Here is a 25,095-nt window from a genome sequence, read left to right on the forward strand (position 1 = left end):
CCGGTGGCAAAATCAGTACCCGCAATTTTCCTCGACCGTGATGGCACTATTAATGTCGACCACGGTTATGTGCACGAAATTGATAACTTCGAATTTATAGACGGTGTCATTGACGCCATGCGCGAACTGAAAACTATGGGTTTCGCGCTGGTGGTTGTGACCAATCAGTCCGGTATCGCGCGCGGTAAATTCACCGAAGCGCAATTTGAAACGCTCACCGAATGGATGGACTGGTCGCTGGCCGATCGCGATGTCGAGCTGGATGGTATCTACTATTGCCCGCACCACCCTCAGGGGACGGTAGAAGAGTTCCGCCAGGTGTGTGACTGCCGTAAACCACATCCGGGCATGCTTATTTCTGCTCGAGACTATCTGCACATTGATATGTCTGCTTCTTATATGGTGGGTGACAAACTCGAAGATATGCAGGCCGCTGCCGCAGCTGATGTGGGAACGAAAGTACTGGTGCGTACCGGCAAGCCTGTCACGCCAGAGGCGGAAAATGCGGCAGATTGGGTGATTAATAGCCTTGCGGACCTGCCTGCGGCTATTAAAAAGCAACAAAAGTAACCGTTATGATGAAAAGATGAGCGGTTGAAATAAAAATGCATTTTTTCGCTTGTCATTCATCGTGGGCTGCCTATAATGCGCCTCCATCGACACGGCGGATGTGAATCACTTCACACAAATAGCCGGGTCGGTTGAAGAGAAAAATCCTGAAATAACGGGTTGACTCTGAAAGAGGAAAGCGTAATATACGCCACCTCGCAACGGTGAGCGAAAGCCGCGTTGCACTGCTCTTTAACAATTTATCAGACAATCTGTGTGGGCACTCAAAGTGACATGGATTCTTAACGTCCTCGGACGATAAATGAATACCAAGTCTCACAGAGTGAACACGTAATTCATTACGAAGTTTAATTCTACGAGCATCAAACTTTTAAATTGAAGAGTTTGATCATGGCTCAGATTGAACGCTGGCGGCAGGCCTAACACATGCAAGTCGAACGGTAGCACAGAGAGCTTGCTCTCGGGTGACGAGTGGCGGACGGGTGAGTAATGTCTGGGAAACTGCCCGATGGAGGGGGATAACTACTGGAAACGGTAGCTAATACCGCATAATGTCGCAAGACCAAAGAGGGGGACCTTCGGGCCTCTTGCCATCGGATGTGCCCAGATGGGATTAGCTTGTTGGTGAGGTAATGGCTCACCAAGGCGACGATCCCTAGCTGGTCTGAGAGGATGACCAGCCACACTGGAACTGAGACACGGTCCAGACTCCTACGGGAGGCAGCAGTGGGGAATATTGCACAATGGGCGCAAGCCTGATGCAGCCATGCCGCGTGTATGAAGAAGGCCTTCGGGTTGTAAAGTACTTTCAGCGGGGAGGAAGGCGTTGTGGTTAATAACCACAGCGATTGACGTTACCCGCAGAAGAAGCACCGGCTAACTCCGTGCCAGCAGCCGCGGTAATACGGAGGGTGCAAGCGTTAATCGGAATTACTGGGCGTAAAGCGCACGCAGGCGGTTTGTCAAGTCGGATGTGAAATCCCCGGGCTCAACCTGGGAACTGCATTCGAAACTGGCAGGCTTGAGTCTTGTAGAGGGGGGTAGAATTCCAGGTGTAGCGGTGAAATGCGTAGAGATCTGGAGGAATACCGGTGGCGAAGGCGGCCCCCTGGACAAAGACTGACGCTCAGGTGCGAAAGCGTGGGGAGCAAACAGGATTAGATACCCTGGTAGTCCACGCCGTAAACGATGTCGACTTGGAGGTTGTGCCCTTGAGGCGTGGCTTCCGGAGCTAACGCGTTAAGTCGACCGCCTGGGGAGTACGGCCGCAAGGTTAAAACTCAAATGAATTGACGGGGGCCCGCACAAGCGGTGGAGCATGTGGTTTAATTCGATGCAACGCGAAGAACCTTACCTGGTCTTGACATCCACGGAATTTGGCAGAGATGCCTTAGTGCCTTCGGGAACCGTGAGACAGGTGCTGCATGGCTGTCGTCAGCTCGTGTTGTGAAATGTTGGGTTAAGTCCCGCAACGAGCGCAACCCTTATCCTTTGTTGCCAGCGGTCCGGCCGGGAACTCAAAGGAGACTGCCAGTGATAAACTGGAGGAAGGTGGGGATGACGTCAAGTCATCATGGCCCTTACGACCAGGGCTACACACGTGCTACAATGGCATATACAAAGAGAAGCGACCTCGCGAGAGCAAGCGGACCTCATAAAGTATGTCGTAGTCCGGATTGGAGTCTGCAACTCGACTCCATGAAGTCGGAATCGCTAGTAATCGTGGATCAGAATGCCACGGTGAATACGTTCCCGGGCCTTGTACACACCGCCCGTCACACCATGGGAGTGGGTTGCAAAAGAAGTAGGTAGCTTAACCTTCGGGAGGGCGCTTACCACTTTGTGATTCATGACTGGGGTGAAGTCGTAACAAGGTAACCGTAGGGGAACCTGCGGTTGGATCACCTCCTTACCTTAAAGAACCTGCCTTTGTAGTGTCCACACAGATTGTCTGATGAAATAGAGCAGTAAAAAATCTCTGCAGGCTTGTAGCTCAGGTGGTTAGAGCGCACCCCTGATAAGGGTGAGGTCGGTGGTTCAAGTCCACTCAGGCCTACCAAATTCCTGCTGATGCTGCGTTGCGGCGACACTCACATACTTCAAGTATGCTTCGTGTCACCACGCCTTGCCTCAACAGTAATTAAGGTTGGTGAGATTTAACTACGATGGGGCTATAGCTCAGCTGGGAGAGCGCCTGCTTTGCACGCAGGAGGTCTGCGGTTCGATCCCGCATAGCTCCACCATCTTTTACTGCGAACACAAGAAAACTTCAGAGTGAACCTGAAAAGGTGCACTGCGAAGTTTTGCTCTTTAAAAATCTGGATCAAGCTGAAAATTGAAACGACACACGAAAGTGTGTTCGAGTCTCTCAAATTTTCGCGACACGATGATGTTTTACGAAACATCTTCGGGTTGTGAGGTTAAGCGACTAAGCGTACACGGTGGATGCCCTGGCAGTCAGAGGCGATGAAGGACGTGCTAATCTGCGAAAAGCGCCGGCGAGGTGATATGAACCTTTGACCCGGCGATGTCCGAATGGGGAAACCCAGTGCAATTCGTTGCACTATCGTTTGATGAATACATAGTCAAACGAGGCGAACCGGGGGAACTGAAACATCTAAGTACCCCGAGGAAAAGAAATCAACCGAGATTCCCCCAGTAGCGGCGAGCGAACGGGGAGCAGCCCAGAGCCTGAATCAGCTTGTGTGTTAGTGGAACGGTCTGGAAAGTCCGGCGATACAGGGTGACAGCCCCGTACACGAAAGCACACAGGCTGTGAGCTCGATGAGTAGGGCGGGACACGTGGTATCCTGTCTGAATATGGGGGGACCATCCTCCAAGGCTAAATACTCCTGACTGACCGATAGTGAACCAGTACCGTGAGGGAAAGGCGAAAAGAACCCCGGCGAGGGGAGTGAAAAAGAACCTGAAACCGTGTACGTACAAGCAGTGGGAGCACCTTCGTGGTGTGACTGCGTACCTTTTGTATAATGGGTCAGCGACTTATATTCTGTAGCAAGGTTAACCGAATAGGGGAGCCGAAGGGAAACCGAGTCTTAACTGGGCGTTAAGTTGCAGGGTATAGACCCGAAACCCGGTGATCTAGCCATGGGCAGGTTGAAGGTTGGGTAACACTAACTGGAGGACCGAACCGACTAATGTTGAAAAATTAGCGGATGACTTGTGGCTGGGGGTGAAAGGCCAATCAAACCGGGAGATAGCTGGTTCTCCCCGAAAGCTATTTAGGTAGCGCCTCGTGAACTCATCTCCGGGGGTAGAGCACTGTTTCGGCTAGGGGGCCATCCCGGCTTACCAACCCGATGCAAACTACGAATACCGGAGAATGTTATCACGGGAGACACACGGCGGGTGCTAACGTCCGTCGTGAAGAGGGAAACAACCCAGACCGCCAGCTAAGGTCCCAAAGTCATGGTTAAGTGGGAAACGATGTGGGAAGGCACAGACAGCCAGGATGTTGGCTTAGAAGCAGCCATCATTTAAAGAAAGCGTAATAGCTCACTGGTCGAGTCGGCCTGCGCGGAAGATGTAACGGGGCTAAACCATGCACCGAAGCTGCGGCAGCGACACTATGTGTTGTTGGGTAGGGGAGCGTTCTGTAAGCCTGCGAAGGTGTGCTGTGAGGCATGCTGGAGGTATCAGAAGTGCGAATGCTGACATAAGTAACGATAAAGCGGGTGAAAAGCCCGCTCGCCGGAAGACCAAGGGTTCCTGTCCAACGTTAATCGGGGCAGGGTGAGTCGACCCCTAAGGCGAGGCCGAAAGGCGTAGTCGATGGGAAACAGGTTAATATTCCTGTACTTGGTGTTACTGCGAAGGGGGGACGGAGAAGGCTATGTTAGCCGGGCGACGGTTGTCCCGGTTTAAGCATGTATGCTGGTTATCCAGGCAAATCCGGATAACCAAGGCTGAGGTGTGATGACGAGTCACTACGGTGATGAAGTAACAAATGCCCTGCTTCCAGGAAAAGCCTCTAAGCATCAGGTAACACGAAATCGTACCCCAAACCGACACAGGTGGTCAGGTAGAGAATACCAAGGCGCTTGAGAGAACTCGGGTGAAGGAACTAGGCAAAATGGTGCCGTAACTTCGGGAGAAGGCACGCTGATATGTAGGTGAAGCCCCTGCGGGTGGAGCTGAAATCAGTCGAAGATACCAGCTGGCTGCAACTGTTTATTAAAAACACAGCACTGTGCAAACACGAAAGTGGACGTATACGGTGTGACGCCTGCCCGGTGCCGGAAGGTTAATTGATGGGGTTATCCGTAAGGAGAAGCTCTTGATCGAAGCCCCGGTAAACGGCGGCCGTAACTATAACGGTCCTAAGGTAGCGAAATTCCTTGTCGGGTAAGTTCCGACCTGCACGAATGGCGTAATGATGGCCAGGCTGTCTCCACCCGAGACTCAGTGAAATTGAACTCGCTGTGAAGATGCAGTGTACCCGCGGCAAGACGGAAAGACCCCGTGAACCTTTACTATAGCTTGACACTGAACATTGAGCCTTGATGTGTAGGATAGGTGGGAGGCTTTGAAGTGTGGACGCCAGTCTGCATGGAGCCAACCTTGAAATACCACCCTTTAATGTTTGATGTTCTAACGTGGACCCGTTACCCGGGTTGCGGACAGTGTCTGGTGGGTAGTTTGACTGGGGCGGTCTCCTCCCAAAGAGTAACGGAGGAGCACGAAGGTTGGCTAATCCTGGTCGGACATCAGGAGGTTAGTGCAATGGCATAAGCCAGCTTGACTGCGAGCGTGACGGCGCGAGCAGGTGCGAAAGCAGGTCATAGTGATCCGGTGGTTCTGAATGGAAGGGCCATCGCTCAACGGATAAAAGGTACTCCGGGGATAACAGGCTGATACCGCCCAAGAGTTCATATCGACGGCGGTGTTTGGCACCTCGATGTCGGCTCATCACATCCTGGGGCTGAAGTAGGTCCCAAGGGTATGGCTGTTCGCCATTTAAAGTGGTACGCGAGCTGGGTTTAGAACGTCGTGAGACAGTTCGGTCCCTATCTGCCGTGGGCGCTGGAAGATTGAGGGGGGCTGCTCCTAGTACGAGAGGACCGGAGTGGACGCATCACTGGTGTTCGGGTTGTCATGCCAATGGCACTGCCCGGTAGCTACATGCGGAAGAGATAAGTGCTGAAAGCATCTAAGCACGAAACTTGCCCCGAGATGAGTCTTCCCTTGTCCTTTAAGGACACTAAAGGAACGTTGAAGACGACGACGTTGATAGGCCGGGTGTGTAAGCGCAGCGATGCGTTGAGCTAACCGGTACTAATGAACCGTGAGGCTTAACCTTACAACGCCGAAGATGTTTTGGCGGATTTGAGAAGATTTTCAGCTTAGATTCAGAGTTGAGTACGCAATGAAAGATTGCGTACTGAGCACAAAGAATTTGCCTGGCGGCTTTAGCGCGGTGGTCCCACCTGACCCCATGCCGAACTCAGAAGTGAAACGCCGTAGCGCCGATGGTAGTGTGGGGTCTCCCCATGTGAGAGTAGGGAACTGCCAGGCATCAAATTAAGAAGTAAGCCGGTGCATTAATCCGGTGGTTAAAGCAGTATTCGGTGGAGCGGTAGTTCAGTCGGTTAGAATACCTGCCTGTCACGCAGGGGGTCGCGGGTTCGAGTCCCGTCCGTTCCGCCACTCATTAAGAGCCGCATCTCAAACGAGATGCGGTTTTTTTTGTCTGCTATTTATCACTAAAGAAGGCAAAACAAAGGGCACACAGCCCTTTATTTCATTATTACTGTACGTCTTCCCATCGTTTTAGCAGCAGGCTGGCATTCACGCCGCCAAAACCAAACCCGTTTGAAAGCGCGTATTCCATCGTTAGCGGCTGCGCAGTGAGCGTTACAAGGCGCATACCCGCTGCAGCAATATCCGGATTATGCAGGTTCAGGGTAGGTGGGGCTATTTGATCTCGTAACGCCTGAATGGTGAAGATTGCTTCAATACCGCCTGCCGCACCCAGCAAATGTCCGGTGGCAGATTTTGTTGAGGTGATGGCAACCGGATGTTCAGCAAACAGTGCGCGTATTGCCGCCAGCTCGCCTTTATCTCCAACCTGAGTTGAAGTGGCGTGTGCATTGATATGCTGCACTTGCTCTGGTGAAATCCCGGCCTGTTGTAATGCGGCTTCCATTGCGCGTCGTGCGCCATTGCCATCTTCCGGTCCTGCCGTAAGGTGGTAAGCATCTGCACTGGTGCCATAGCCTACCAGTTCAGCCAGCGGCGTCGCTCCACGGGCCAGCGCATGTTCAAGCGATTCAATCACCAGAAGACCAGCCCCTTCTCCCATTACGAAACCATCTCTGTCCTGGTCAAATGGTCGTGATGCCTCCGTTGGATCCTCGTTAAAACCACTCGAAAGCGCTCTGGCCGCAGCAAAACCAGCCAGACTGACGCGATGGATTGCGGCTTCACTGCCTCCACACAGTGCAATGTCTGCTTCACCGGCCCGGATTAACCTTGCCGCATCCCCGATAGCCTGCGCTCCGGCAGCACAGGCGGTCACCGGCGCGCCAATGGGGCCGCGAAAACCATGCGCGATAGAAACATGGCCTGCCGCCAGGTTTGCCAGAAAAGAAGGGATCGTGAAGGGGGATAACTTGCGTGGACCGCGGTGCTCGGTTGTCTGGACTGCCTCGGCGATTTGATTAAAGCCACCAATGCCTGTCGCAATGATGGTTGCAGTACGATCTTTTAACGCCTGCTCTTGCGGAAACCATTTTGCCTGATGAAGCGCTTCCTGTGCCGCTACCAGCGCAAATTCAATGAAACGATCCATCTTCTTGCGCTCTTTTGCCGGAATGACGGATAGTGGATCAAAACCGTGTTGGGGATCCTCTTCAATTCCTGGAACCTGCCCCGCCACTTTGCAGGCGATATCTTCGACAATCGATTCAGGCAGCGACCGGATACCCGACTTTCCTGCCAGTAACGATTGCCAGACATGTTGGACGCCGCAACCCAGCGGGCTGACAATGCCCATCCCTGTTACGACAATGCGTCTTTGTAGACTGCTCATAAAACTCTCCTGATGTTGTCATGCTATGCCTGCGGTTTCTTCATAAAAGGAACCAGCGCAGCGGCAATTAAGAATCCGATCATGATCAAATAGAACGCGTCGGCGAATGCCTGCGTCCTTGCTTCTCTTAGTGCTAATGCGGCCAGATTTTTCAGGCCGGCTGTCTGTGCCGAACTGGCGTCCATCCCCTGAGCCACTAATGTTGCGGCGCGGGTCTGAACAAAATCGCTTAAATTGAGGTTTGTACCATTAAGATGATCGGCAAGGCGGCTGTAATGAAGATTTGTACGATCATTGATAACGGTGCCGCAAAGCGCGATACCGATGGCACCCCCCAAATTACGCATCAAATTAAACAGTCCTGATGCTAGTTTTAGACGTGCGGGCGGCAAACTGCCAAGCGTAAGCGTGACAGTCGGGGCAACGGCGAATTGCTGTGCGAGACCGCGAAACGCCTGCGGTAAAAGGAGTTCTTTCGCTCCCCAGTCGTGGGTGAGCGGAATAAAACTATACATCGAGAAGGCGAATCCCAGCAGCCCGACCATGAGCAACCAACGCAAGTCCACTTTGTTGGCAAGCCAGGAGTAAAAAGGGATCGAAAGCACCTGAAACAGGCCAGTGGAGAAGATAGCAAGGCCGATATCCAGTGCGCTAAAACCGCGGACCGTACCCAGAAAAAGGGGCGTCAGATAGATAGTTGAGAAGATCCCGACCCCGGCCATAAATGAAAAGTAACAGCCCAGAGTAAATGTACGATCGGAAAGCGCGCGTAGATCCATGACCGGCTGGGAATGGCGCAATGTCCGTATGACAAACGCTATCCCACACAGTAAAGCCAGCCACCCCGTGATGGTCAGCGTGCCATCATCAAACCAGCCCCAACGCGGTCCTTCCTCAAGTGTATATTCCAGGCAACCGAGCGATATAGCCAAAAGCACGATGCTAAGGTAGTCCGCGCCGCGCAATAACCCTGGGCTGGGCGCATCGATATTGACCAGCAAAGGTACCGTTACCGCAATATAAATGCCTGGCAAGATATTGATAAAAAACAGCCAGTGCCAGCTAAAATTTTCCGTGATCCAGCCCCCTACCGTAGGACCCAGCGTCGGTGCCAGCGAAGCAAGACCACCAATAGTAGCCGCGGCGATAACGCGCTGTTTACCCTGAAAAAAGGCAAATGCAGTCGTGAACACCAGCGGGATCATTGAGCCCCCGGCTAACCCTTGCAATGCGCGAAAAGCAATCATGCTCTGAATATTCCACGCCCATCCACACAGCAGACTCATCAGCGTAAAACCGGCAGCCGACGCGGCGAAAAGCCAGCGGGTCGACATCACCCTGGCAAGCCATCCCGACAGGGGAATGATAATGATTTCCGCGATCAGATAGCTGGTTTGCACCCAGACCGTTTCATCATCACCAGCAGAAAGGCCCCCGCCGATATCACGTAGCGATGCCGATACGATCTGAATATCCAGCAGTGCAATGAACATTCCCAGGCACATTGTGGCGAAAGCAAAGAGCTTTTGGTTCATCGGCAGCGCCGTACTCTGTAGCTGCGCTGGGGCTGTTGCGCTACTCATTGGCGACTCTTTTCATCCACGGTGACAGCGACAGACAAACCGGGGCGCAAAAGTCCTAATGTTGACGCTTCGCCATCCAGAGCGATGCGAACCGGGATGCGTTGAACAATTTTGGTGAAGTTACCGGTCGCGTTTTCAGCAGGGAGAAGACTGAAGCGTGAACCGGTTGCCGGGGAGAGGCTCATGACATGCCCGGTAAAGGTGCGCCCTGGCATAACATCCGCAACCACTGTTGCTGCCTGACCGGGGCGCATATTCGCCAACTGGTTTTCTTTGAAGTTGGCGTCTACCCACAAATCGTGACTGGGGACCAGAGAAAGCAATTGCGTACCGCTACTAACGAATGAGCCAGACCATGCGCGCCGGTTGCCAACAACGCCATCGAAAGGGGCGCGGATCTCTGTATAACTAAGATTGAGACGGGCCATATCCAGCCCTGCCTGCGCCTGAACGAGAGCCGCGCGGATTTGTTTTTCCCGCGCATCAAGCACCAGTAACTGGCGTTCGGCAACCGCTTTATCTGCCCGGGCTTTGCCTTCTTCTGCCCTGGCTCGATGGTAGTCTGCCTCAGCGTTTTCTCGCACCTGTGCCGAAATAGCGACCGTCTGCGCCAGCGCATTATAGCGGCGACTGTCGCCCGCCGTTTTTAGCGTGGTAGCCTGTGCGGCTCCGAGGCTGGCCGCCGAGCCTTCGATGGTCGCCAGTTGTAATTGTCGGGTGGCAATAAGGTCAGCCATCGCCGCTTGTTGAGCGGCAACTTCACCTTCCGCTTTTGCCAGCGCCGCCTGATAGTCCCTTGCATCAAGGCGAACAAGTAGCTCACCTTTTTTCACGGGCATATTGTCTTTTATGGCGATCTCCTGGATATAGCCAGAGACTTTCGCCGAAATGGCGCTGATATCCCCGCCGACGTAGGCATCGTCCGTCGATTGCAAAAAACGCGCATTTGTATACCACCAGGCACCATAACCTACGGCACCTAATACAGCGATACCGGATAACAATAAGGTAAGGGGGCGTTTTTTACTCTTGAGATTCATGATGCTGATCCAGATGTAATTGCGGCGCAAATTTTTGCGTGTTGTCACCCGCACGCTTACGTTGCAGATAGTCGTGGCGATAACGAATCATGGGGGAGGCGGCAGGGCCGGGAACCAAAGCGTATTTCTCGGGCGTCAGGGGATGGCCGGTTTCGGCATCAACCATCATGGCGTGAACCAGGCGCTGAGTCTCTTTCTCGACCAACTGAATCTGACGGCCTTCAGTTGCAAAATGACGATTACCCCATTCGGCAAGCGCGATGATCACCGGGCGGAAATCACGTCCACGCTCAGTTAAATGGTACTCATAGCGGGGGGGCGTACTGCTGTAACAGACTTTCTCCAGTAAACCGTCATCCACCAACTCTTTCAGGCGTCGTGAAAGAATATTGGGCGCCACGTTTGCGCTTTTTTGAAATTCATCGAAACGGGTAAACCCTGCGAAAGCATCGCGCAGAATTATTATGCTCCAGCTATCACCAATGCGGCCAAGGCTTCTGGCGATGGGGCAAGGAGCTTCGCACAGCGGTTCGTTTTTCACTTTTTTCTCTCCAGAATTTATCTGAAAAGCAGATTCGCATAGTAACTATCAAAATGCAAGTTACTACGATTGAGCCGATTTATTCTGACAAAGAGGAACGAGGTAGAGCGTTTGAAAGTACGCACAAGGCGTACCGGAGGAGATCAGGAGAGATATTCGCTAATGAAATCAATAAACGCACGTATACGCGTACTAACGGCTCTGTCACTGTAATAAACCGCGCTGAATGGCGTTTCAACCGGTAGACGCTTGCTTGCCAGGACTTCCACCAGTTCACCGCTTTCCAGCTCTTTTGCGATCATAAAATCAGACAGGCTGGCGATACCGTTGCCGTTCAGGCAGAGATGTTTAAGCGTCTCACCGCTGTTAGAAGAAATATCGCAGTCGATTTCATAGAGCTGGCCATCCTGGGCGGCGACGGGCCAGGTATTGAGCGAGACCGGCTCGGTAAAACCGAGACAGGTATGATTTTTGAGATCTTCTGCGGTTTCGGGTGCACCGCAGCGGGCGAGATAATCTGGTGATGCAATCAGTTTGCGGTAGCTGGTAAAAATTGGCCTGGCCCGTAGGCTGGAATCGGTCAGCTTACCCACGCGGATCGCGACATCCACTTTACGCTCAATTAAATTGATAAAGGTTTCACTGGAAACCAGCGACAATGTAATTTCCGGGTAGCGTTCGCGAAAAGGCTTAATCATCGGCATCACAAAATGTAGCATCACAGGCGTTGCGGCATCGATACGTAAAACGCCGCGAGGTGTCAGTTTGGCCTCCATTACCTCAGTCTCTGCAGCGGCCATCTCCTGCAGCACGCCCTGAATGCGACGAAAATAGCGCTCACCTTCTTCCGTAAGACTCAACTGGCGAGTTGTGCGATTAAGCAGGTTAACCCCCAGTTTACTCTCCAGTTTTTTTATCGCCCGGCTGATGGCTGAATTAGCCTGACCCAGGCGCTCTGCGGCACGGCTAAAGCTGCCGCTTTCCACGACGGCGACAAATATCATCATTTCTTCTGAGGTGGCTTTCATTCTTGCGCCTGTAGCAATAGTTGGTATCGATTATGAGCGTTTGGCTATTTAATCATCCCGCCAGCTTCCCTGCCATACTCTCTTTACTCATTATTGGTTATTGAGCGCTTACTAACTTTTACTTGAGGCTTTTCTGCCAATTGCCGTTGAAACTCTGCGCTAAAATCCCTATAACTGAATGACCCCTTTTGTTGTTCCGGGGCTTAAAACGAAGAGGTTTAAAACCGAAAGTGCCCAAAAATACCTATGCCATGCGATATGTTGCCGGACAGCCTGCGGAACGCATTATGCCGCCGGGGTCCTTCGCGAGTATTGGTAAGGCATTACCAGCCGGTATCCCCCTGAGTAGTGATGACAAAATCCGGGTTCTGGTATGGAATATCTTCAAACAGCAGCGCGCTGAGTGGCTCTCCGTTTTGCAGAGTTTTGGCAAAGACGCGCATTTGGTCTTATTGCAGGAAGCGCAAACCACGCCAGAGCTGGTCAGGTTTGCGACCACTAACTATCTCGCCGCCGATCAGGTTCCCGCGTTTGTTTTGCCTCAGCATCCATCTGGTGTGATGACGCTCTCTTCTGCGCATCCGGTCTATTGCTGCCCGTTGCGAGAACGGGAACCGATCCTGCGCCTTGCCAAATCAGCGCTGGTGACGGTCTATCCGCTGCCGGACATGCGAAACCTGATGGTGGTGAATGTGCATGCGGTGAATTTCAGCCTGGGTGTCGATGTTTACAGTAAACAGCTTCTGCCCATTGGTGATCAGATCATGCGCCACAATGGCCCTGTTATCATGGCCGGTGATTTCAACGCCTGGAGTCGTCCACGCATGAATGCGCTTTATCGCTTCTCGCGTGAGATGTCGCTGCGCCAGGTACGTTTTACCGATGACAATCGCCGCCGGGCGTTTGGTCGTCCTCTTGATTTCGTCTTCTATCGTGGTCTGAACGTGCAGGAAGCCTCCGTGCTGGTTACGCGCGCGTCCGACCACAACCCGCTACTAGTAGAATTCAGTCCCGGCAAACCTGATCAATAATGGTTGTGTCAGGTCTGCCGTGGGGCAGGCCTGATCCGAGGTGCTGCCCTTTATTTCAACTTAATTAAGGACAACACAATGACCACAGGTTCCCATCATGACAACGTCGAAAAGCAGTTTGGCGCACAAGCCAGTGCCTATTTAACCAGCGCAGTACATGCTTCTGGCCGTGATTTACAACGGCTGGCGGAACGGCTTAGCGCATTTCCAGAAGCCCATGTGCTGGATTTAGGCTGTGGAGCAGGGCATGCCAGTTTTGTGGCCGCAGGCCAGGTTGCACAGGTCACGGCATATGATCTTTCCAGCCAGATGTTGGATGTCGTGGCCAAAGCAGCAAAAGAACGCGGCCTGAGCAATGTGACGACGCGTCAGGGGTATGCTGAGATTCTGCCTTTTGATGACAGCGCGTTTGATGTGGTGATCAGCCGTTACTCTGCTCACCACTGGCATGATGTTGGGCAGGCGCTGCGAGAAGTAAAGCGTGTGCTTAAGCCCGGTGGAACGGTCATTATTATGGACGTGATGTCTCCGGGTCATCCGGTGCGGGATATCTGGCTGCAGACGGTTGAAGCGTTACGCGATACGTCACACGTACGTAATTATTCCAGCGGTGAGTGGCTCTCTCTGTTTAATGACGCTGGCCTGACGACGCGCAATCTGATCACCGATCGCTTGCCATTAGAATACAGTTCGTGGATTGCCCGTATGCGTACGCCGCAGACGCTGAGCGAAGCCATCAGGCTGTATCAGCAAAGTGCATCGCAGGAGGTGAAGCGCTACTTCGAATTGACAGAGGATGGCTCTTTTACCAGCGACACTATCATGGCAGAAGCGCAGAAAAGCTCATAACAAAAAAGGCACCGGGGGAAACGGTGCCTTTTTATATTTCTTGCTGTCAGGAGTCTGGCGACGCGCTGTTTTTCACAAACAACGTTAGCTGATCGCCAGGCTTCAGATTGTCGGTATCACTGTTCCAGCGCATGACGTCACGGATATTAACGCCGTGGCGTTTAGCGATGCTGGAGAGTGAATCGCCTTTGCGTACGCGATAGGTAATGCTATCGCTATTATTCGCAAGGCGCGATGCACTGCTACCTGCTCCAACCGTCAAGTTCTGACCCACTTTCAGGTTAGCTCCGCGCAGGTTATTCCACTGCTGGAGATCTTTTGTCGTCACGCCAAGACGCGACGCAATGCCTGAAATAGTATCACCTGAGCGCACTTTGTAGCTGCGACTGGCAAGCGGCGTTGTGTCCGCAACCAGCGTTGGCTGAACGGCAGCGATTTCACCTGATGCCAGAGACTCACGCAGTTGGTCGGCGTGTTTCTGAGGCACCATGACATATTGCGGCCCGCTTTCACCTAAGGTTGAACCTTTAACGCCTGCGTTGAAGGTCTTAAGTTTGCTAACCGAAATACCCGCCATGTCCGCCAGCTGATCCAGTTCTACCGGATTGCTCAACCTGACACGCGCCAGCGCACGGCTTTCGTCTGACGTTGGCAGACTGACGCCGTACCGCTTGCTGTTCTTGAGTATGTCACTCAATGCCAGCATTTTAGGCACGTAAATTTTGGTTTCCTGTGGCAGTGAAAGTGACCAGAAGTCCGTGGGTTTACCCCGCGCCTTATTCACTTTCATTGCCTTCAGTACTCGCCCTTCACCGCTGTTATAGGCGGCAACGGTTAATAACCAGTCACCGTCAAACATACGGTTCAGACGCTGCATCATATCGAGGGCAGCCGTTGTGGATGCAACCACGTCACGACGCGCATCGTAGCTGCGAGTCTGTTTTAAACCATAGTTACGACCCGTGCTTGGAATGATCTGCCAAATGCCTGCGGCATTGCGACCAGACGTTGCATGTGGGTCAAAAGCGCTCTCCACTATGGGTAGTAGTACCAGTTCCATGGGCATGTTACGTTTTTTAACTTGCCCTGCTATCCAGTACATATACGGCTCTGCCCGTAAAGTTACATCGTGGAGATAGCTCTTATTGCTTAAATACTTTAGTTTCTGTTCGCGAATCCGGGTATTTTCCGGAATTCCCATCTTTAGCTCGTCGCTTATGGAAGCCCACAAGTCTTGTTCCTGCCCGGAGAATGTTCCATCGTCCATCCACCGCGCCTGACTTGTAAACTTCCCTGCTTCCCCTTGACCAGCTGCAGAAAGGCTCTGTGCGTGCTGTTGTACGGTGCCGTCGTGCTTAGACGCCTGGCACCCCACAAGCAGGACAGAGGCGAATAATATCGCTTTTGCCTTCATGTGTGTGTCAATAGTTGCTTAAAAGACGAGCGATCATAACGGCGAAGTTTTAAAAAGGCAACCCGCAATTGTCAGAAGTTATCTTTCTTTGACCTTAACCAGGCAAAACGCGCACTAGCTTGTTGCAACGTTGTTTCTTTATTTATTACTTCAATTAAATCAGAATCTTGCGTGCGTAAAAAAACATTAATGCGACGCTCATTTTTCAGAGTTGTGGGGAGTGTTTTTGGGTTTTTTGCACGTAACTCATTAACTTTACGATAATATTCGTTAAGGTCAGGGTCCTTGGGTAAAAGGCTAAGGGCAAACTTAATATTTCCTAAAGTATACTCATGTGCGCAACAAATCAGCGTATCTTCGGGAAGCGCATCAATCTTACAAAAAGAGTCAAACATCTGATCTGCAGTGCCTTCGAAGAGTCTTCCGCAGCCGCCAGAAAACATCGTATCGCCACAAAAAAGATAAGGTGCGCTAAAGTAACAGATATGTCCTAAAGTGTGACCTGGCGTGTGAAATACGCTGAATTCATGACCCAGAATCTGCAACCGATCCCCTTCACCGACGATTTTTGTCGCTCCCTTATGTTGTGTCTCTGCCGGTCCGTAAACCACAACATTCGGATATTTCTGGCTCAGCTCCTGCACGCCGCCAACGTGATCATTATGGTGATGAGTAAGCAGGATCGCAGTCGGCTGCCAGTTATTCTCTTCAATAGCGTTTAAAACGGGGGCAGCCTCGCCGGGATCGACGATCAGGCAGCGGCCGTCATCTTCACTTAACACCCAGATGTAATTGTCCTGAAATGCGGGAATACTGGTAAGATTCATAGTTACCTCTCAAAGCGTAATGGAAGGTTGTGATGAAACCGGCAAGGACTCCCCGTAAGTACATAGCACCGACGCATTGGGCTGAGTTGCCTAAGGGCGAGTATTACCGCGAAGCACTGGAGCAGGAGCTCAAGCCGTGGTTTGCAAAAATGTATGGATTTCATCTGCTTAAGATTGGCAATCTCAGTGCAGAAATCAATGCCGAAAGTTGCGCTATTTCACATCAGGTTAATGTTTCACTCACCGGCGACCCTGTTCACGTTCGCGCAGATCCGTTGCATCTTCCCTTTGCGGCAAAATCTGTCGATGCCTGTCTGCTGGGCCACACGCTACCCTGGTGCCCGGATCCGCATCGTCTGTTGCAGGAAGTCGATCGCGTGCTGATCGATGATGGCTGGCTGGTGATCAGCGGTTTTAATCCAGTCAGCCTGCTGGGAATAGGCAAAGCTATTCCGTTTTTACGCCGTTCGCCTGCAATCAGCAGCCGTATGTTTACCCTGATGCGCCAGCTTGACTGGCTATCGCTGCTGAATTTTGAGGTGCTTCATTATAGCCGTTTTCGGGTCATTCCCTGGACGAAGCAGGGGGGGAAACTGTTAAACACCCACCTGCCCGCATTGGGTTGCATGCAATTGATTGTGGCGCGTAAACGCACGATCCCGTTAACGCTCAATCCGATGAAGATGCGCCGGGCAAAACCCAGCGTACGGCAAACCGTCAGCGCAACCCGCCAGACACGTCAGCCCTGATCGGCCAGATAGCCGATATCCTCCTGCGTTGGCTTCGATGCCGCAGCGCGTGCGAGTTCATCGCAGCGTTCGTTTTCCGGATGCCCGGCGTGGCCTTTTACCCATTCCCAGCGGATTTTATGCTCGCCGAGGGCGGCATCCAGACGTTGCCAGAGATCGACATTTTTCACCGGTTTTTTTTCTGCCGTTTTCCAGCCATGCTTTTTCCAGTTGTGGATCCACTGGGTGATCCCCTGACGAACGTACTGGCTGTCGGTGCTAAGAATCACTTCGCAATGTTCTTTGAGGGCTTCCAGCGCGACAATAGCGGCCATCAGCTCCATCCGGTTGTTGGTGGTAAGACGATAGCCTTCGCTGAATGTTTTTTCGCGGCCGCGAAAACGTAAAATCGCGCCATAGCCGCCGGGCCCTGGGTTACCCAGGCAAGAGCCATCGGTGAAAATTTCTACCTGCTTAAGCATCTCTGGTAGACTTCCTGTAATTGAAATCGAACTGTAAAACGACAAGTCTGACATAAATGACCGCTATGAGCACTGCAATTACTCGACAGATCGTCCTTGATACCGAAACCACCGGTATGAACCAGATCGGCGCACACTATGAAGGGCACAAAATTATTGAGATCGGTGCCGTGGAAGTGATTAATCGTCGTCTGACGGGGAATAACTTCCACATCTATCTTAAGCCCGATCGTCTGGTGGACCCGGAAGCTTTTGGCGTCCACGGTATTGCTGATGAATTTTTGCTCGATAAGCCCACGTTTGGCGATATCGCCGATGAGTTTATTGAATATGTGCGCGGTGCTGAGCTTGTCATCCATAACGCATCGTTCGATATCGGCTTTCTTGATTACGAATTCAGCAAACTAAATCGCGGCATTCCGAAGACCGAGACGTTCTGCAAGATCACGGACAGCCTGGCGCTGGCGCGACGGATGTTCCCCGGTAAGCGTAATAGCCTCGATGCCCTTTGTTCACGTTACGAGATAGATAACAGCAAACGTACGCTGCACGGAGCATTACTCGATTCCCAGATTCTGGCCGATGTGTATCTGCTGATGACTGGTGGCCAGACGTCCATGGCCTTTTCGATGGAAGGCGAGGGGCAACAGCAACAAGGCGAGGCCGGTATTCAGCGGGTTGTCCGTCAGGCAAGCAAGTTACGGGTTGTTTTAGCCAGTGATGCAGAGCTGGCGGAGCATGAGTCACGTCTGGATCTGGTGCAAAAGAAGGGCGGAAGCTGCCTCTGGCGCGCGTAACCCCTTAACTTTTGATGATAAAATGGCTCTTTGGGTGATTTTTGCAGCAAACGATACAAATCATCAGAAAAAGCGTTGACGGCTCTAAGCACAATCCGTAATATGCGCCTCGTTCCCCAACGGGAACATCGCGGAGCGGTAGTTCAGTCGGTTAGAATACCTGCCTGTCACGCAGGGGGTCGCGGGTTCGAGTCCCGTCCGTTCCGCCAACATTCAGTTCAGGTGTTTATGACATCTGATAAGTAAGAAAACCGCAACGTTGCAAAACGGATGCGGTTTTTTTTCGTCCTTTGATATCCTCCCTCCTGAACCAGACTGAGAATTTTATATAATCTGTTTGAATAATATTCATATTGCTTTGTGTCATAAAAACCCGCGACGATTAGCTCAATCTATTCTGTTTTATCGATCTATGAAATATGCCTGATACGTTAAATGCTGACGTTTATCAGCAGTCAATAAGAATATTTCGTGTAGATATAAAATTATTATAGTTATTTTTTAACCATAACTTAAATATAACTTATTTACATGGGTGACTTTGAAAGTTGTGACGTCTTTATCCTAAAGTCTTTATTCTGTGAGTCTCATTAAATTTTTGGATTTTTTAATGACAGCGTTAACGTCAACCCGTAATAGCGACTAAGCCTTACAGGGGCGTATCTTTATGATTGTTATTGTTGTTATCCGGCTGTTTTTTGTATTTTTCCGTACCTTGCGTTTTAACGGTTGAGAGTGATAGCTTTAAAAATGATTACTACGCTACATCATGTGATTAATTTAAGGGAAGTATTAACCCAGGGAGAGAGAAAATGGCAGACAGTTTTCAAAATGAAGTTCCACCCGCTCGCGTCAATATTAAGCTTGATCTTCATACCGGAAATACAAAAAAGAAAGTTGAACTACCGCTCAAGTTGCTCGCCGTTGGTGATTACAGTAATGGCAAAGAGCAACGCCCGCTCTCAGAAAGAAGCCGAATCAACATTGATAAAAACAACTTCAATGGCGTCATGGCTGAATTGGCACCAGAAGTAAGTTTTACCGTTGAAAATACGATAGCCCCAGAGGGAAGCGAGGAGCGAATCAGGCTTAGTTTCTCTGATATCAAAGATTTCGAGCCTGAGCAGGTCGCCCGCAATATCCCTCAACTTCGCGCGTTGATTGCCATGCGCAATTTATTACGCGATCTCAAATCCAACCTTCTGGATAACACGGAATTCCGCCACGAGCTGGAGAAAATCCTCAAAGATACTGAGCTGAGTAATGAGCTTCGGGCAGAGCTGACGGCACTGGTGCCTGAGTAATACGTCTATTCAGTCGTATTCAGAAAGGACAATAAATAAGGACTTTAAGAAGGGAATGTTAATGTCTGTACAGGAAACCGCTTCACCGGGCGCATCAACGCAAACCGTCACAAAAGAGAATATCTATCAGTCGTTGTTTGAAAAAATTCACTTAACGCCCGTCACATCGTTAAAAGAAATTGGGGAATGGCAAAGTAATGAAGCGATGGCTGAAGCCAGCACCGATGAACGTGTCTCAGCGGCTATTCAGGTTCTACTTTCTTGCGTTGCCTCATCCGGGAAAAATATAGAGAAGTTGGATAAATCACTGCTGGATTTTCATATCAGTGAGCTTGACCGAAAAATTAGCGCGCAGCTCGATGCTGTCATGCATCATCCTGAATTTAAAAAGGTTGAATCCCTGTGGCGCGGGACGTGGTCGATGGTTAGCGGTATCGATTTTCGTAAAAACGTCAAAGTTGAATTGCTAGATGTCAGTAAACAGCATCTGCGCGAAGATTTTGACGATGCGCCAGAAATCATTCAGAGCGGGTTTTATCGGCACACCTACATTGAAGAATATGACACGCCAGGCGGCGAACCCATCGCGTCTGTCATTTCGAGCTACGAGTTTGACAATAGCCCACAAGATATTGCCTTACTGCGCAATATTTCCCGTGTAGCCGCGGCATCTCACATGCCGTTTATCGGGGCCGTCGGGCCGGCATTTTTCCTCAAAAACTCAATGGAAGAGGTTGCCGCGATTAAGGACATCGGCAACTATTTTGATCGTGCCGAATATATCAAATGGAAGGCATTCCGCGATACTGATGACGCGCGTTATATCGGCCTGACCATGCCGAATGTGCTGGGTCGTCTGCCTTATGGGCCAGATACAGTGCCTGTTCGTAGCTTTAACTATGTTGAGGCAGTCAAAGGGCCGGATCACGATAAATATCTGTGGACCAGCGCTGCATTTGCGTTTGCCACTAACATGGCAAAAAGCTTCATTAACAACGGCTGGTGTGTGCAAATTCGCGGGCCTCAGGCTGGTGGTGCCGTCACTGATTTACCAATCCATCTGTATGATTTGGGCACGGGTAATCAGGTCAAAATCCCGACCGAAGTGATGATTCCAGAAACACGCGAGTTTGAATTTGCGAACCTGGGCTTTATCCCGCTTTCTTACTATAAGAATCGCGATTATGCCTGTTTCTTCTCCGCAAACTCCACCCAAAAACCTGCGCTTTACGATACTGCGGATGCCACAGCCAATAGCCGTATCAACGCCCGTCTGCCTTATGTTTTCTTGCTGTCGCGCATTGCCCACTACCTCAAAATTATTCAGAGAGAAAACATCGGTACAACCAAAGATCGTCGTTTACTGGAACTGGAATTAAACACCTGGATCCGCAATCTGGTAACGGAAATGACCGATCCTGGCGACGAGTTGCAGGCTTCCCATCCGCTGCGTGATGGAAAAGTGGTGGTAGAGGATATCGAAGATAACCCCGGTTTCTTCCGTATCAGACTTTATGCGGTGCCGCACTTTCAGATTGAAGGGATGGACATCAACCTGTCGCTGGTTTCCCAGATGCCGAAAGCAAAAGCCTGATCTACCGGTGGTATGATTTATGAAGATTTATCGTCCACTATGGGCTGAGGGGACATTCCTGTCCTCTCAGCAGTTTCAACAGCAGGCCCGCTGGGAAACATTCAGTAATTACAGCATTGCGCATATTGGTGCTCGCCATCCATGGGGCGTTGCTTGCGTTAAATTTGACGAAAGTGCCTTAGCCCTGGGAAAACTCAAAGCGCAATCCTTGCGTGTCCGTTTTCCTGATGGCGTGCTGGTGGATACCGCCGTATCGGATGTGCTGCCACCTGCCTGCGATTTGACCAACGTTGCCGGAATAAATGCGCTTACGGTATTGCTGGCATTACCGCTGGAGCATAGCAATGGCGGCAATCTGGGGCAGGATGCGTTAACGGACAGGCCGCTTCGCTATCGTCAGGAATGGCAAACTGTACAGGATATCTATGGCAGCGACAGCGAAGACATCGCCGTTGAACGCTATGCGCTGTCATTGCGTTTTGCACATGACAACAATGCCGATTATGTCACCTGTCCGCTGGCACGCCTGATTCGGGATAGTCAGGGCAACTGGGCGCTTGATGACAGCTATGTCCCGCCGTTACTGACGTTTAACGCGCACCAGGCCGGGATGCAATGTCTGGAAATGCTGCAACTGCAATTACAGGCCAAAAGCCGTCGCCTGATGGCGATGCGCCGGGAGAGCAACCAGCGCATGGCGGATTTTGCCGTAGCGGATGTGTCCCTGTTCTGGTTATTAAATGCGCTGAACTCCGTCGAACCAATCCTGGCTGATTTCCTGCGCTACCCCGCCGTTCATCCTGAGCTTGTATGGCGTGAACTGGCACGCCTTGCCGGATCGTTATTAACCTTTTCACTGGATCACTCAGTCAGCGCGATACCTGCTTACATCCATGATTCACCATCGCAGACGTTTCCACCTTTGTTTACCTTGCTTAACACCTTACTTGAAGCCAGTCTTCCGTCGCGCGTGATCGCACTGGAACTGGACGCGCTACCCGGCAACCGTTGGAAGGCCGATCTACACGATCCGCGCTTGCGTGAAGAGGCTGATTTCTACCTGTCGGTACGTTCTTCGCTGGCCGCGCATCTGGTGATAAATCAGCTACCACGGGTGTGCAAAATTGGCGCGCCGGATGATGTCACCCATCTTATCAATGTGGCGCTGAACGGCGTCCCGATTGTGCCCCTGACCCAAGTGCCTGCTGCACTCCCGTTGCGGCTGGAAAATCACTATTTCGCTCTGGATATGCACTGTGCACCTGCGAAAGCCATGCTGGAGTCCGGGTGCTGCATGATTTACGTGCCTGGCACCATGGGTGATTTAAAACCCGAACTTTTTGCGGTGTTGCGCGCATGAAAAACGATATGGAAATCAACATAGACGTAGTGCTCCGTGATACCTGGCTAACGGTTGTTGAGCTACGACAGGGGACACCTGCCCGACGGGGCGTGGCGTTATATCACCACTGTCAGCAACAGGTTGAGTGGGTTCGTCAGACGTTGCTCAATGCAGGGTTCAGCCAGCAGGACGCAGAACATATTACCTATGCCCAGTGTGCGCTGTTGGATGAAACAGTACTAAGCCGGGAGACGCCGGACGACGGGCAAAAGGTCTGGCTGGAAACCCCTCTTCAGGCGCATTTCTTCAACACCCTTCAGGCGGGCGAGTTGCTGTATGAGCGCATACGGCAGGTTCTGCATGAGCCTGCTCCTGTTCCTGCCGTGTTGACCTGTTTTCATCGGGTATTGCTGCTGGGGTTTCGTGGACGTTATCAGGATCCGGTATCGACGGATCGTGAAAAACTGATTGCGATGCTGAGTGAACGCGTCACCCCGTTTCGAGTTTCGCCGGAGACCGCGTTACTCAATGCGGCACGACCCACGCGAAAATCACGCGTGTGGTACTCGCCTCTGTTCTGGTTAAGCACGGCTGTGATTGTTCTTGTTGGTGTGTGGTGGGGGCTTGATAGCTGGCTTGACATGCTGGTGGATGAACTTTTGCCGCCCAGGCAGCGTTGAGGGAGTGCCGAGTGAAAAACATGCACAAACAGGCTGCTCTGCTATGGGGATTGTTGCTGCTTCTCGCACTGTGGACCGTTTTTTCTTCCGTTTCAACGGCAGTGAAATACAGTCTGGTGGCCGTGGTTGTCATCGGTGCTGCTATCGTCTGGTTCTTCTGGCGGCAGAAAACGCCACAAAAAGGGGCCGATGATAAGTGGTTGGCCTGTCTGCCAGCGGAGGGTTACCAACAGCCCGTCGTGCTGGTCTGTGGTGACGGGGCGAGGCAACTTTTCGCTGACAGCCCGCTGCGGCAGGTTCCTGTCGGGCTCTATCTGCATATCGCTGATGAAGAACAGCTTGTTTCATTAACGGAATCCCTGTTGTCCCGTCGCCCGGCATGGAGTTCACAGATCTGCGTGGCCCGCACGGTGATACCAGCTCAGCATCAGGACATCGCCGTCCTTGCCGGGCAACTGCAGCGTTTTTCCCGAACTCTGGTGCAATTACGGCGCAGGGTGGGCGCGAAGGTGCCACTGATCCTCTGGAGTTATCAGATCGAACCTGCAATAGAGGAATCTTCGCCATGGTTGATCTGTACCGGACGTGATGCCCTGGTCATGACATCGGACCATGAGAACGCGCCGTCTGAGTGGATTGCTCAGGGCAGTATAGCGACAGGCAGTCAACGGCTGGGCCAGGTACTTCGGGCTGAGAATCTGCTGCTCTGGATGAAACAAATTGTGATGCCAGCGCTAAACAGGCAGGAGAGCGCAGGTTTACCGCTGGCTGTGGGGGCAGGCTTTGCGCCTTCTCTACCGGAAAAGGACGGCAATCTATGGCAGCAATGGATAACTGACAAAACGTGCCTGGCGCCAGACATATCGCAACAAACCGGTGCCAGAGACGCGTTGCGCTTTCCGGACGCGATGTTGCCGTTACTGCCACGTCAGTCGGGGCCAGGGTCCGTGCGGCGAGTATGGACGGCCTGGCTGGCAATGACTACCGTCGCCGGGCTTATCGCGCTTTGCCTGTCGGCAATGTCAAACCGCAATTTTCTGCGGCAGGTCAGCGATGATCTGCACAAATACACCATTACCCCGATGTCCGACTCGGTGGTCAAAAGCCGTTATTTGTTAGTGCTAAAAGAAGACGCACAGCGGCTGGATGACTATTACCGCGAAGGAGAACCGCTGCGTCTTGGCTTTGGGCTTTACCCTGGCGAACGTCTACGCCAGCCAGTGCTGCAGGCGATACGTGGCTACCGCCCGCCGGAACCAAAGGGAGAAATTGTATCTGGCGGAGCGGTGCAGACTGTGCGCCTGGACAGTATGGCGCTGTTTGATGTGGGGCAGTCGAGGTTAAAAATCGGCTCGACAAAAGTACTGGTTGAGGCGCTGGTCAATATCAAAGCGAAGCCCGGATGGTTGATCCTGGTGGCTGGTTATACCGATTCCACCGGCGATGAAAAATCCAACCAACAGTTGTCGTTGCGGCGTGCCGAAGCGGTGCGTGACTGGATGTTGCAAACCAGCGATATCCCGTTCACCTGTTTTGCCGTGCAGGGGCTGGGCGAAAGCCAGCCTGCGGCGACGAACGATACGCCAGAAGGCAGGGCAACCAACCGGCGTGTCGAAATCAGTCTGGTTCCGCGTTCAGACGCCTGTCAGGACGCGAAACAGCAAATACCGCCGGAGTTGGCGGTGTCTCAATTCAATCAACAAGGAGAGTAATTCTCATGGCTATTCCAGTTTATCTCTGGCTGAAAGATGACGGTGGTGCGGATATCAAAGGGTCCGTCGATGTTCAGGGGCGTGAAGGCAGCATCGAAGTCGTTGCGCAAGAACATACGCTCTACATCCCAACCGATAACAACACAGGCAAACTGACGGGCACCCGTATTCATACCCCGTTTCTTTTCACCAAAGAGATCGATTCGTCCAGCCCCTATCTGTACAAGGCCGTTACCACCGGTCAGACCCTGAAAACCGCTGAGTTCAAATGGTATCGCATCAATGATGCGGGTCAGGAAGTGGAGTATTTCAATACCACGCTTGAGAACGTCAAACTGGTGAAAGTCGCTCCACTGATGCACGACATCAAAGATCCGGCGAAAGAGAAGCACAACCACCTGGAACGCATTGAATTGCGCTACGAAAAAATCACCTGGACCTACAAAGACGGCAACATCATTCATTCTGATTCCTGGAATGAGCGCCCCTCCGCCTGATAACTGCGGCAGACAGGAAACTGTC

General features: G+C 51.8%; 19 protein-coding genes, 4 tRNA genes and 3 rRNA genes. 18 read left to right on the top strand and 8 right to left on the bottom strand.

The window, feature by feature from the left end; translation table 11 throughout:
- Window positions 1-3: 3 nt before the first annotated feature.
- The 7 genes from gmhB (at window position 4) to IP582_RS04325 (ending at window position 6,237) form a co-directional block, all read left to right on the top strand.
- The gene (gene gmhB, locus IP582_RS04295; RefSeq protein WP_193795167.1) at window positions 4-570 is read left to right on the top strand and encodes a D-glycero-beta-D-manno-heptose 1,7-bisphosphate 7-phosphatase; all 567 of its coding nucleotides are present in this window, start codon (window positions 4-6) and stop codon (window positions 568-570) included.
- A gap of 372 nt (window positions 571-942) precedes the next feature.
- A 16S ribosomal RNA gene (locus tag IP582_RS04300) occupies window positions 943-2,482 on the top strand.
- Window positions 2,483-2,552: 70 nt separating this feature from the next.
- Window positions 2,553-2,629 (top strand) — tRNA-Ile (locus tag IP582_RS04305).
- 108 nt (window positions 2,630-2,737) lie between these two features.
- Window positions 2,738-2,813, top strand: a tRNA-Ala gene (locus IP582_RS04310).
- 175 nt (window positions 2,814-2,988) lie between these two features.
- Window positions 2,989-5,890 (top strand): 23S ribosomal RNA (locus IP582_RS04315).
- A 99-nt stretch (window positions 5,891-5,989) separates the two neighbouring features.
- Window positions 5,990-6,105 (top strand): 5S ribosomal RNA (gene rrf, locus IP582_RS04320).
- Together the 16S, 23S and 5S rRNA genes with 3 tRNA genes alongside form the textbook arrangement of a ribosomal RNA operon.
- Window positions 6,106-6,160: 55 nt before the next feature.
- Window positions 6,161-6,237 (top strand) — tRNA-Asp (locus IP582_RS04325).
- 100 nt (window positions 6,238-6,337) lie between these two features.
- Here IP582_RS04325 and fabF read toward each other — a convergent pair.
- The 5 genes from fabF to yafC all read right to left on the bottom strand — a co-directional run bounded on the left by fabF (window position 6,338) and on the right by yafC (window position 11,813).
- On the bottom strand, window positions 6,338-7,621 hold the full coding sequence (gene fabF / locus IP582_RS04330) for a beta-ketoacyl-ACP synthase II (protein ID WP_193795168.1): 1,284 nt from the start codon (window positions 7,619-7,621) through the stop codon (window positions 6,338-6,340).
- Window positions 7,622-7,644: 23 nt separating this feature from the next.
- Window positions 7,645-9,204: a DHA2 family efflux MFS transporter permease subunit gene (locus IP582_RS04335; RefSeq protein ID WP_193795169.1), complete on the bottom strand. Its 1,560-nt coding sequence runs from the start codon at window positions 9,202-9,204 to the stop codon at window positions 7,645-7,647.
- Window positions 9,201-10,244, bottom strand: a complete 1,044-nt coding sequence (locus tag IP582_RS04340; RefSeq protein ID WP_193795170.1) for an HlyD family secretion protein — start codon at window positions 10,242-10,244, stop codon at window positions 9,201-9,203. Before IP582_RS04340 ends, IP582_RS04335 begins: the two co-directional genes overlap by 4 nt.
- Entirely contained in the window at window positions 10,228-10,785 is a 558-nt protein-coding gene (locus tag IP582_RS04345; RefSeq protein WP_039076785.1) for a helix-turn-helix domain-containing protein, read from the bottom strand. Before IP582_RS04345 ends, IP582_RS04340 begins: the two co-directional genes overlap by 17 nt.
- 143 nt (window positions 10,786-10,928) lie before the next feature.
- Complete coding sequence (gene yafC / locus IP582_RS04350; RefSeq protein WP_193795171.1) at window positions 10,929-11,813, bottom strand: DNA-binding transcriptional regulator YafC; 885 nt, start codon at window positions 11,811-11,813, stop codon at window positions 10,929-10,931.
- A 230-nt stretch (window positions 11,814-12,043) separates the two neighbouring features.
- Here yafC and IP582_RS04355 point away from each other — a divergent pair, with 230 nt between their 5' ends.
- Window positions 12,044-12,844 (top strand): endonuclease/exonuclease/phosphatase family protein, encoded by an 801-nt coding sequence (locus IP582_RS04355; RefSeq protein ID WP_193795172.1) that lies wholly within the window; start codon window positions 12,044-12,046, stop codon window positions 12,842-12,844.
- 78 nt (window positions 12,845-12,922) lie between these two features.
- The gene (locus IP582_RS04360; protein ID WP_193795173.1) at window positions 12,923-13,693 is read left to right on the top strand and encodes a class I SAM-dependent methyltransferase; all 771 of its coding nucleotides are present in this window, start codon (window positions 12,923-12,925) and stop codon (window positions 13,691-13,693) included.
- Window positions 13,694-13,739: 46 nt separating this feature from the next.
- On the opposite strand, the gene mltD is transcribed toward IP582_RS04360, so the two are convergent.
- Window positions 13,740-15,107, bottom strand: coding sequence for a murein transglycosylase D (mltD, locus tag IP582_RS04365; RefSeq protein WP_071195939.1), 1,368 nt, complete (start codon window positions 15,105-15,107; stop codon window positions 13,740-13,742).
- Between the two features lie 71 nt (window positions 15,108-15,178).
- Window positions 15,179-15,934 carry a hydroxyacylglutathione hydrolase gene (gene gloB, locus IP582_RS04370; RefSeq protein ID WP_193795174.1) on the bottom strand — a complete coding sequence of 252 codons (756 nt, stop codon included), beginning with the start codon at window positions 15,932-15,934 and terminating at the stop codon, window positions 15,179-15,181.
- Window positions 15,935-15,966: 32 nt separating this feature from the next.
- Here gloB and IP582_RS04375 point away from each other — a divergent pair, with 32 nt between their 5' ends.
- Window positions 15,967-16,683: a class I SAM-dependent methyltransferase gene (locus IP582_RS04375; protein ID WP_039076791.1), complete on the top strand. Its 717-nt coding sequence runs from the start codon at window positions 15,967-15,969 to the stop codon at window positions 16,681-16,683.
- Here the strand turns inward: IP582_RS04375 and rnhA are convergent.
- Window positions 16,674-17,144: a ribonuclease HI gene (rnhA, locus tag IP582_RS04380; protein WP_193795175.1), complete on the bottom strand. Its 471-nt coding sequence runs from the start codon at window positions 17,142-17,144 to the stop codon at window positions 16,674-16,676. The two genes, IP582_RS04375 and rnhA, sit on opposite strands and share 10 nt — an antisense overlap.
- A gap of 65 nt (window positions 17,145-17,209) precedes the next feature.
- Here rnhA and dnaQ point away from each other — a divergent pair, with 65 nt between their 5' ends.
- From dnaQ to IP582_RS04420, 8 genes are all read left to right on the top strand, one after another.
- Window positions 17,210-17,941, top strand: a complete 732-nt coding sequence (gene dnaQ, locus IP582_RS04385; RefSeq protein ID WP_039076793.1) for a DNA polymerase III subunit epsilon — start codon at window positions 17,210-17,212, stop codon at window positions 17,939-17,941.
- Between the two features lie 132 nt (window positions 17,942-18,073).
- A tRNA-Asp gene (locus IP582_RS04390) sits at window positions 18,074-18,150 on the top strand.
- Between the two features lie 603 nt (window positions 18,151-18,753).
- Window positions 18,754-19,245, top strand: a complete 492-nt coding sequence (tssB, locus tag IP582_RS04395) for a type VI secretion system contractile sheath small subunit (RefSeq protein ID WP_193795176.1) — start codon at window positions 18,754-18,756, stop codon at window positions 19,243-19,245.
- Between the two features lie 61 nt (window positions 19,246-19,306).
- On the top strand, window positions 19,307-20,839 hold the full coding sequence (gene tssC, locus IP582_RS04400; RefSeq protein ID WP_172600681.1) for a type VI secretion system contractile sheath large subunit: 1,533 nt from the start codon (window positions 19,307-19,309) through the stop codon (window positions 20,837-20,839).
- A 19-nt stretch (window positions 20,840-20,858) separates the two neighbouring features.
- Window positions 20,859-22,199, top strand: a complete 1,341-nt coding sequence (tssK, locus tag IP582_RS04405) for a type VI secretion system baseplate subunit TssK (RefSeq protein ID WP_193795177.1) — start codon at window positions 20,859-20,861, stop codon at window positions 22,197-22,199.
- Window positions 22,196-22,861, top strand: a complete 666-nt coding sequence (tssL, locus tag IP582_RS04410) for a type VI secretion system protein TssL, short form (protein WP_193795178.1) — start codon at window positions 22,196-22,198, stop codon at window positions 22,859-22,861. The genes tssK and tssL overlap by 4 nt, the downstream gene beginning before the upstream one ends.
- Before the next feature lie 11 nt (window positions 22,862-22,872).
- A complete protein-coding gene (locus tag IP582_RS04415; RefSeq protein ID WP_193795179.1) occupies window positions 22,873-24,573 on the top strand; it encodes an OmpA family protein in 1,701 nt (566 codons plus the stop codon).
- Between the two features lie 5 nt (window positions 24,574-24,578).
- Window positions 24,579-25,070: an Hcp family type VI secretion system effector gene (locus IP582_RS04420; RefSeq protein WP_039076799.1), complete on the top strand. Its 492-nt coding sequence runs from the start codon at window positions 24,579-24,581 to the stop codon at window positions 25,068-25,070.
- Window positions 25,071-25,095: the final 25 nt, after the last annotated feature.

The sequence above is a fragment of the Citrobacter sp. BDA59-3 genome, assembly GCF_015167655.1.
Taxonomy (GTDB): Bacteria; Pseudomonadota; Gammaproteobacteria; order Enterobacterales; family Enterobacteriaceae; genus Phytobacter; species Phytobacter diazotrophicus.

Bases quoted from the DNA above. Each gene is read 5' to 3' on its own strand.
- fabF (WP_193795168.1), bottom strand. From the start codon at position 7,621: ATGAGCAGTCTACAAAGACGCATTGTCGTAACAGGGATGGGCATTGTC.
- IP582_RS04335 (WP_193795169.1), bottom strand. From the start codon at position 9,204: ATGAGTAGCGCAACAGCCCCAGCGCAGCTACAGAGTACGGCGCTGCCG.
- IP582_RS04340 (WP_193795170.1), bottom strand. From the start codon at position 10,244: ATGAATCTCAAGAGTAAAAAACGCCCCCTTACCTTATTGTTATCCGGT.
- yafC (WP_193795171.1), bottom strand. From the start codon at position 11,813: ATGAAAGCCACCTCAGAAGAAATGATGATATTTGTCGCCGTCGTGGAA.
- IP582_RS04360 (WP_193795173.1), top strand. From the start codon at position 12,923: ATGACCACAGGTTCCCATCATGACAACGTCGAAAAGCAGTTTGGCGCA.
- mltD (WP_071195939.1), bottom strand. From the start codon at position 15,107: ATGAAGGCAAAAGCGATATTATTCGCCTCTGTCCTGCTTGTGGGGTGC.
- gloB (WP_193795174.1), bottom strand. From the start codon at position 15,934: ATGAATCTTACCAGTATTCCCGCATTTCAGGACAATTACATCTGGGTG.
- IP582_RS04375 (WP_039076791.1), top strand. From the start codon at position 15,967: ATGAAACCGGCAAGGACTCCCCGTAAGTACATAGCACCGACGCATTGG.
- rnhA (WP_193795175.1), bottom strand. From the start codon at position 17,144: ATGCTTAAGCAGGTAGAAATTTTCACCGATGGCTCTTGCCTGGGTAAC.
- dnaQ (WP_039076793.1), top strand. From the start codon at position 17,210: ATGAGCACTGCAATTACTCGACAGATCGTCCTTGATACCGAAACCACC.
- tssB (WP_193795176.1), top strand. From the start codon at position 18,754: ATGGCAGACAGTTTTCAAAATGAAGTTCCACCCGCTCGCGTCAATATT.
- tssC (WP_172600681.1), top strand. From the start codon at position 19,307: ATGTCTGTACAGGAAACCGCTTCACCGGGCGCATCAACGCAAACCGTC.
- tssK (WP_193795177.1), top strand. From the start codon at position 20,859: ATGAAGATTTATCGTCCACTATGGGCTGAGGGGACATTCCTGTCCTCT.
- tssL (WP_193795178.1), top strand. From the start codon at position 22,196: ATGAAAAACGATATGGAAATCAACATAGACGTAGTGCTCCGTGATACC.
- IP582_RS04420 (WP_039076799.1), top strand. From the start codon at position 24,579: ATGGCTATTCCAGTTTATCTCTGGCTGAAAGATGACGGTGGTGCGGAT.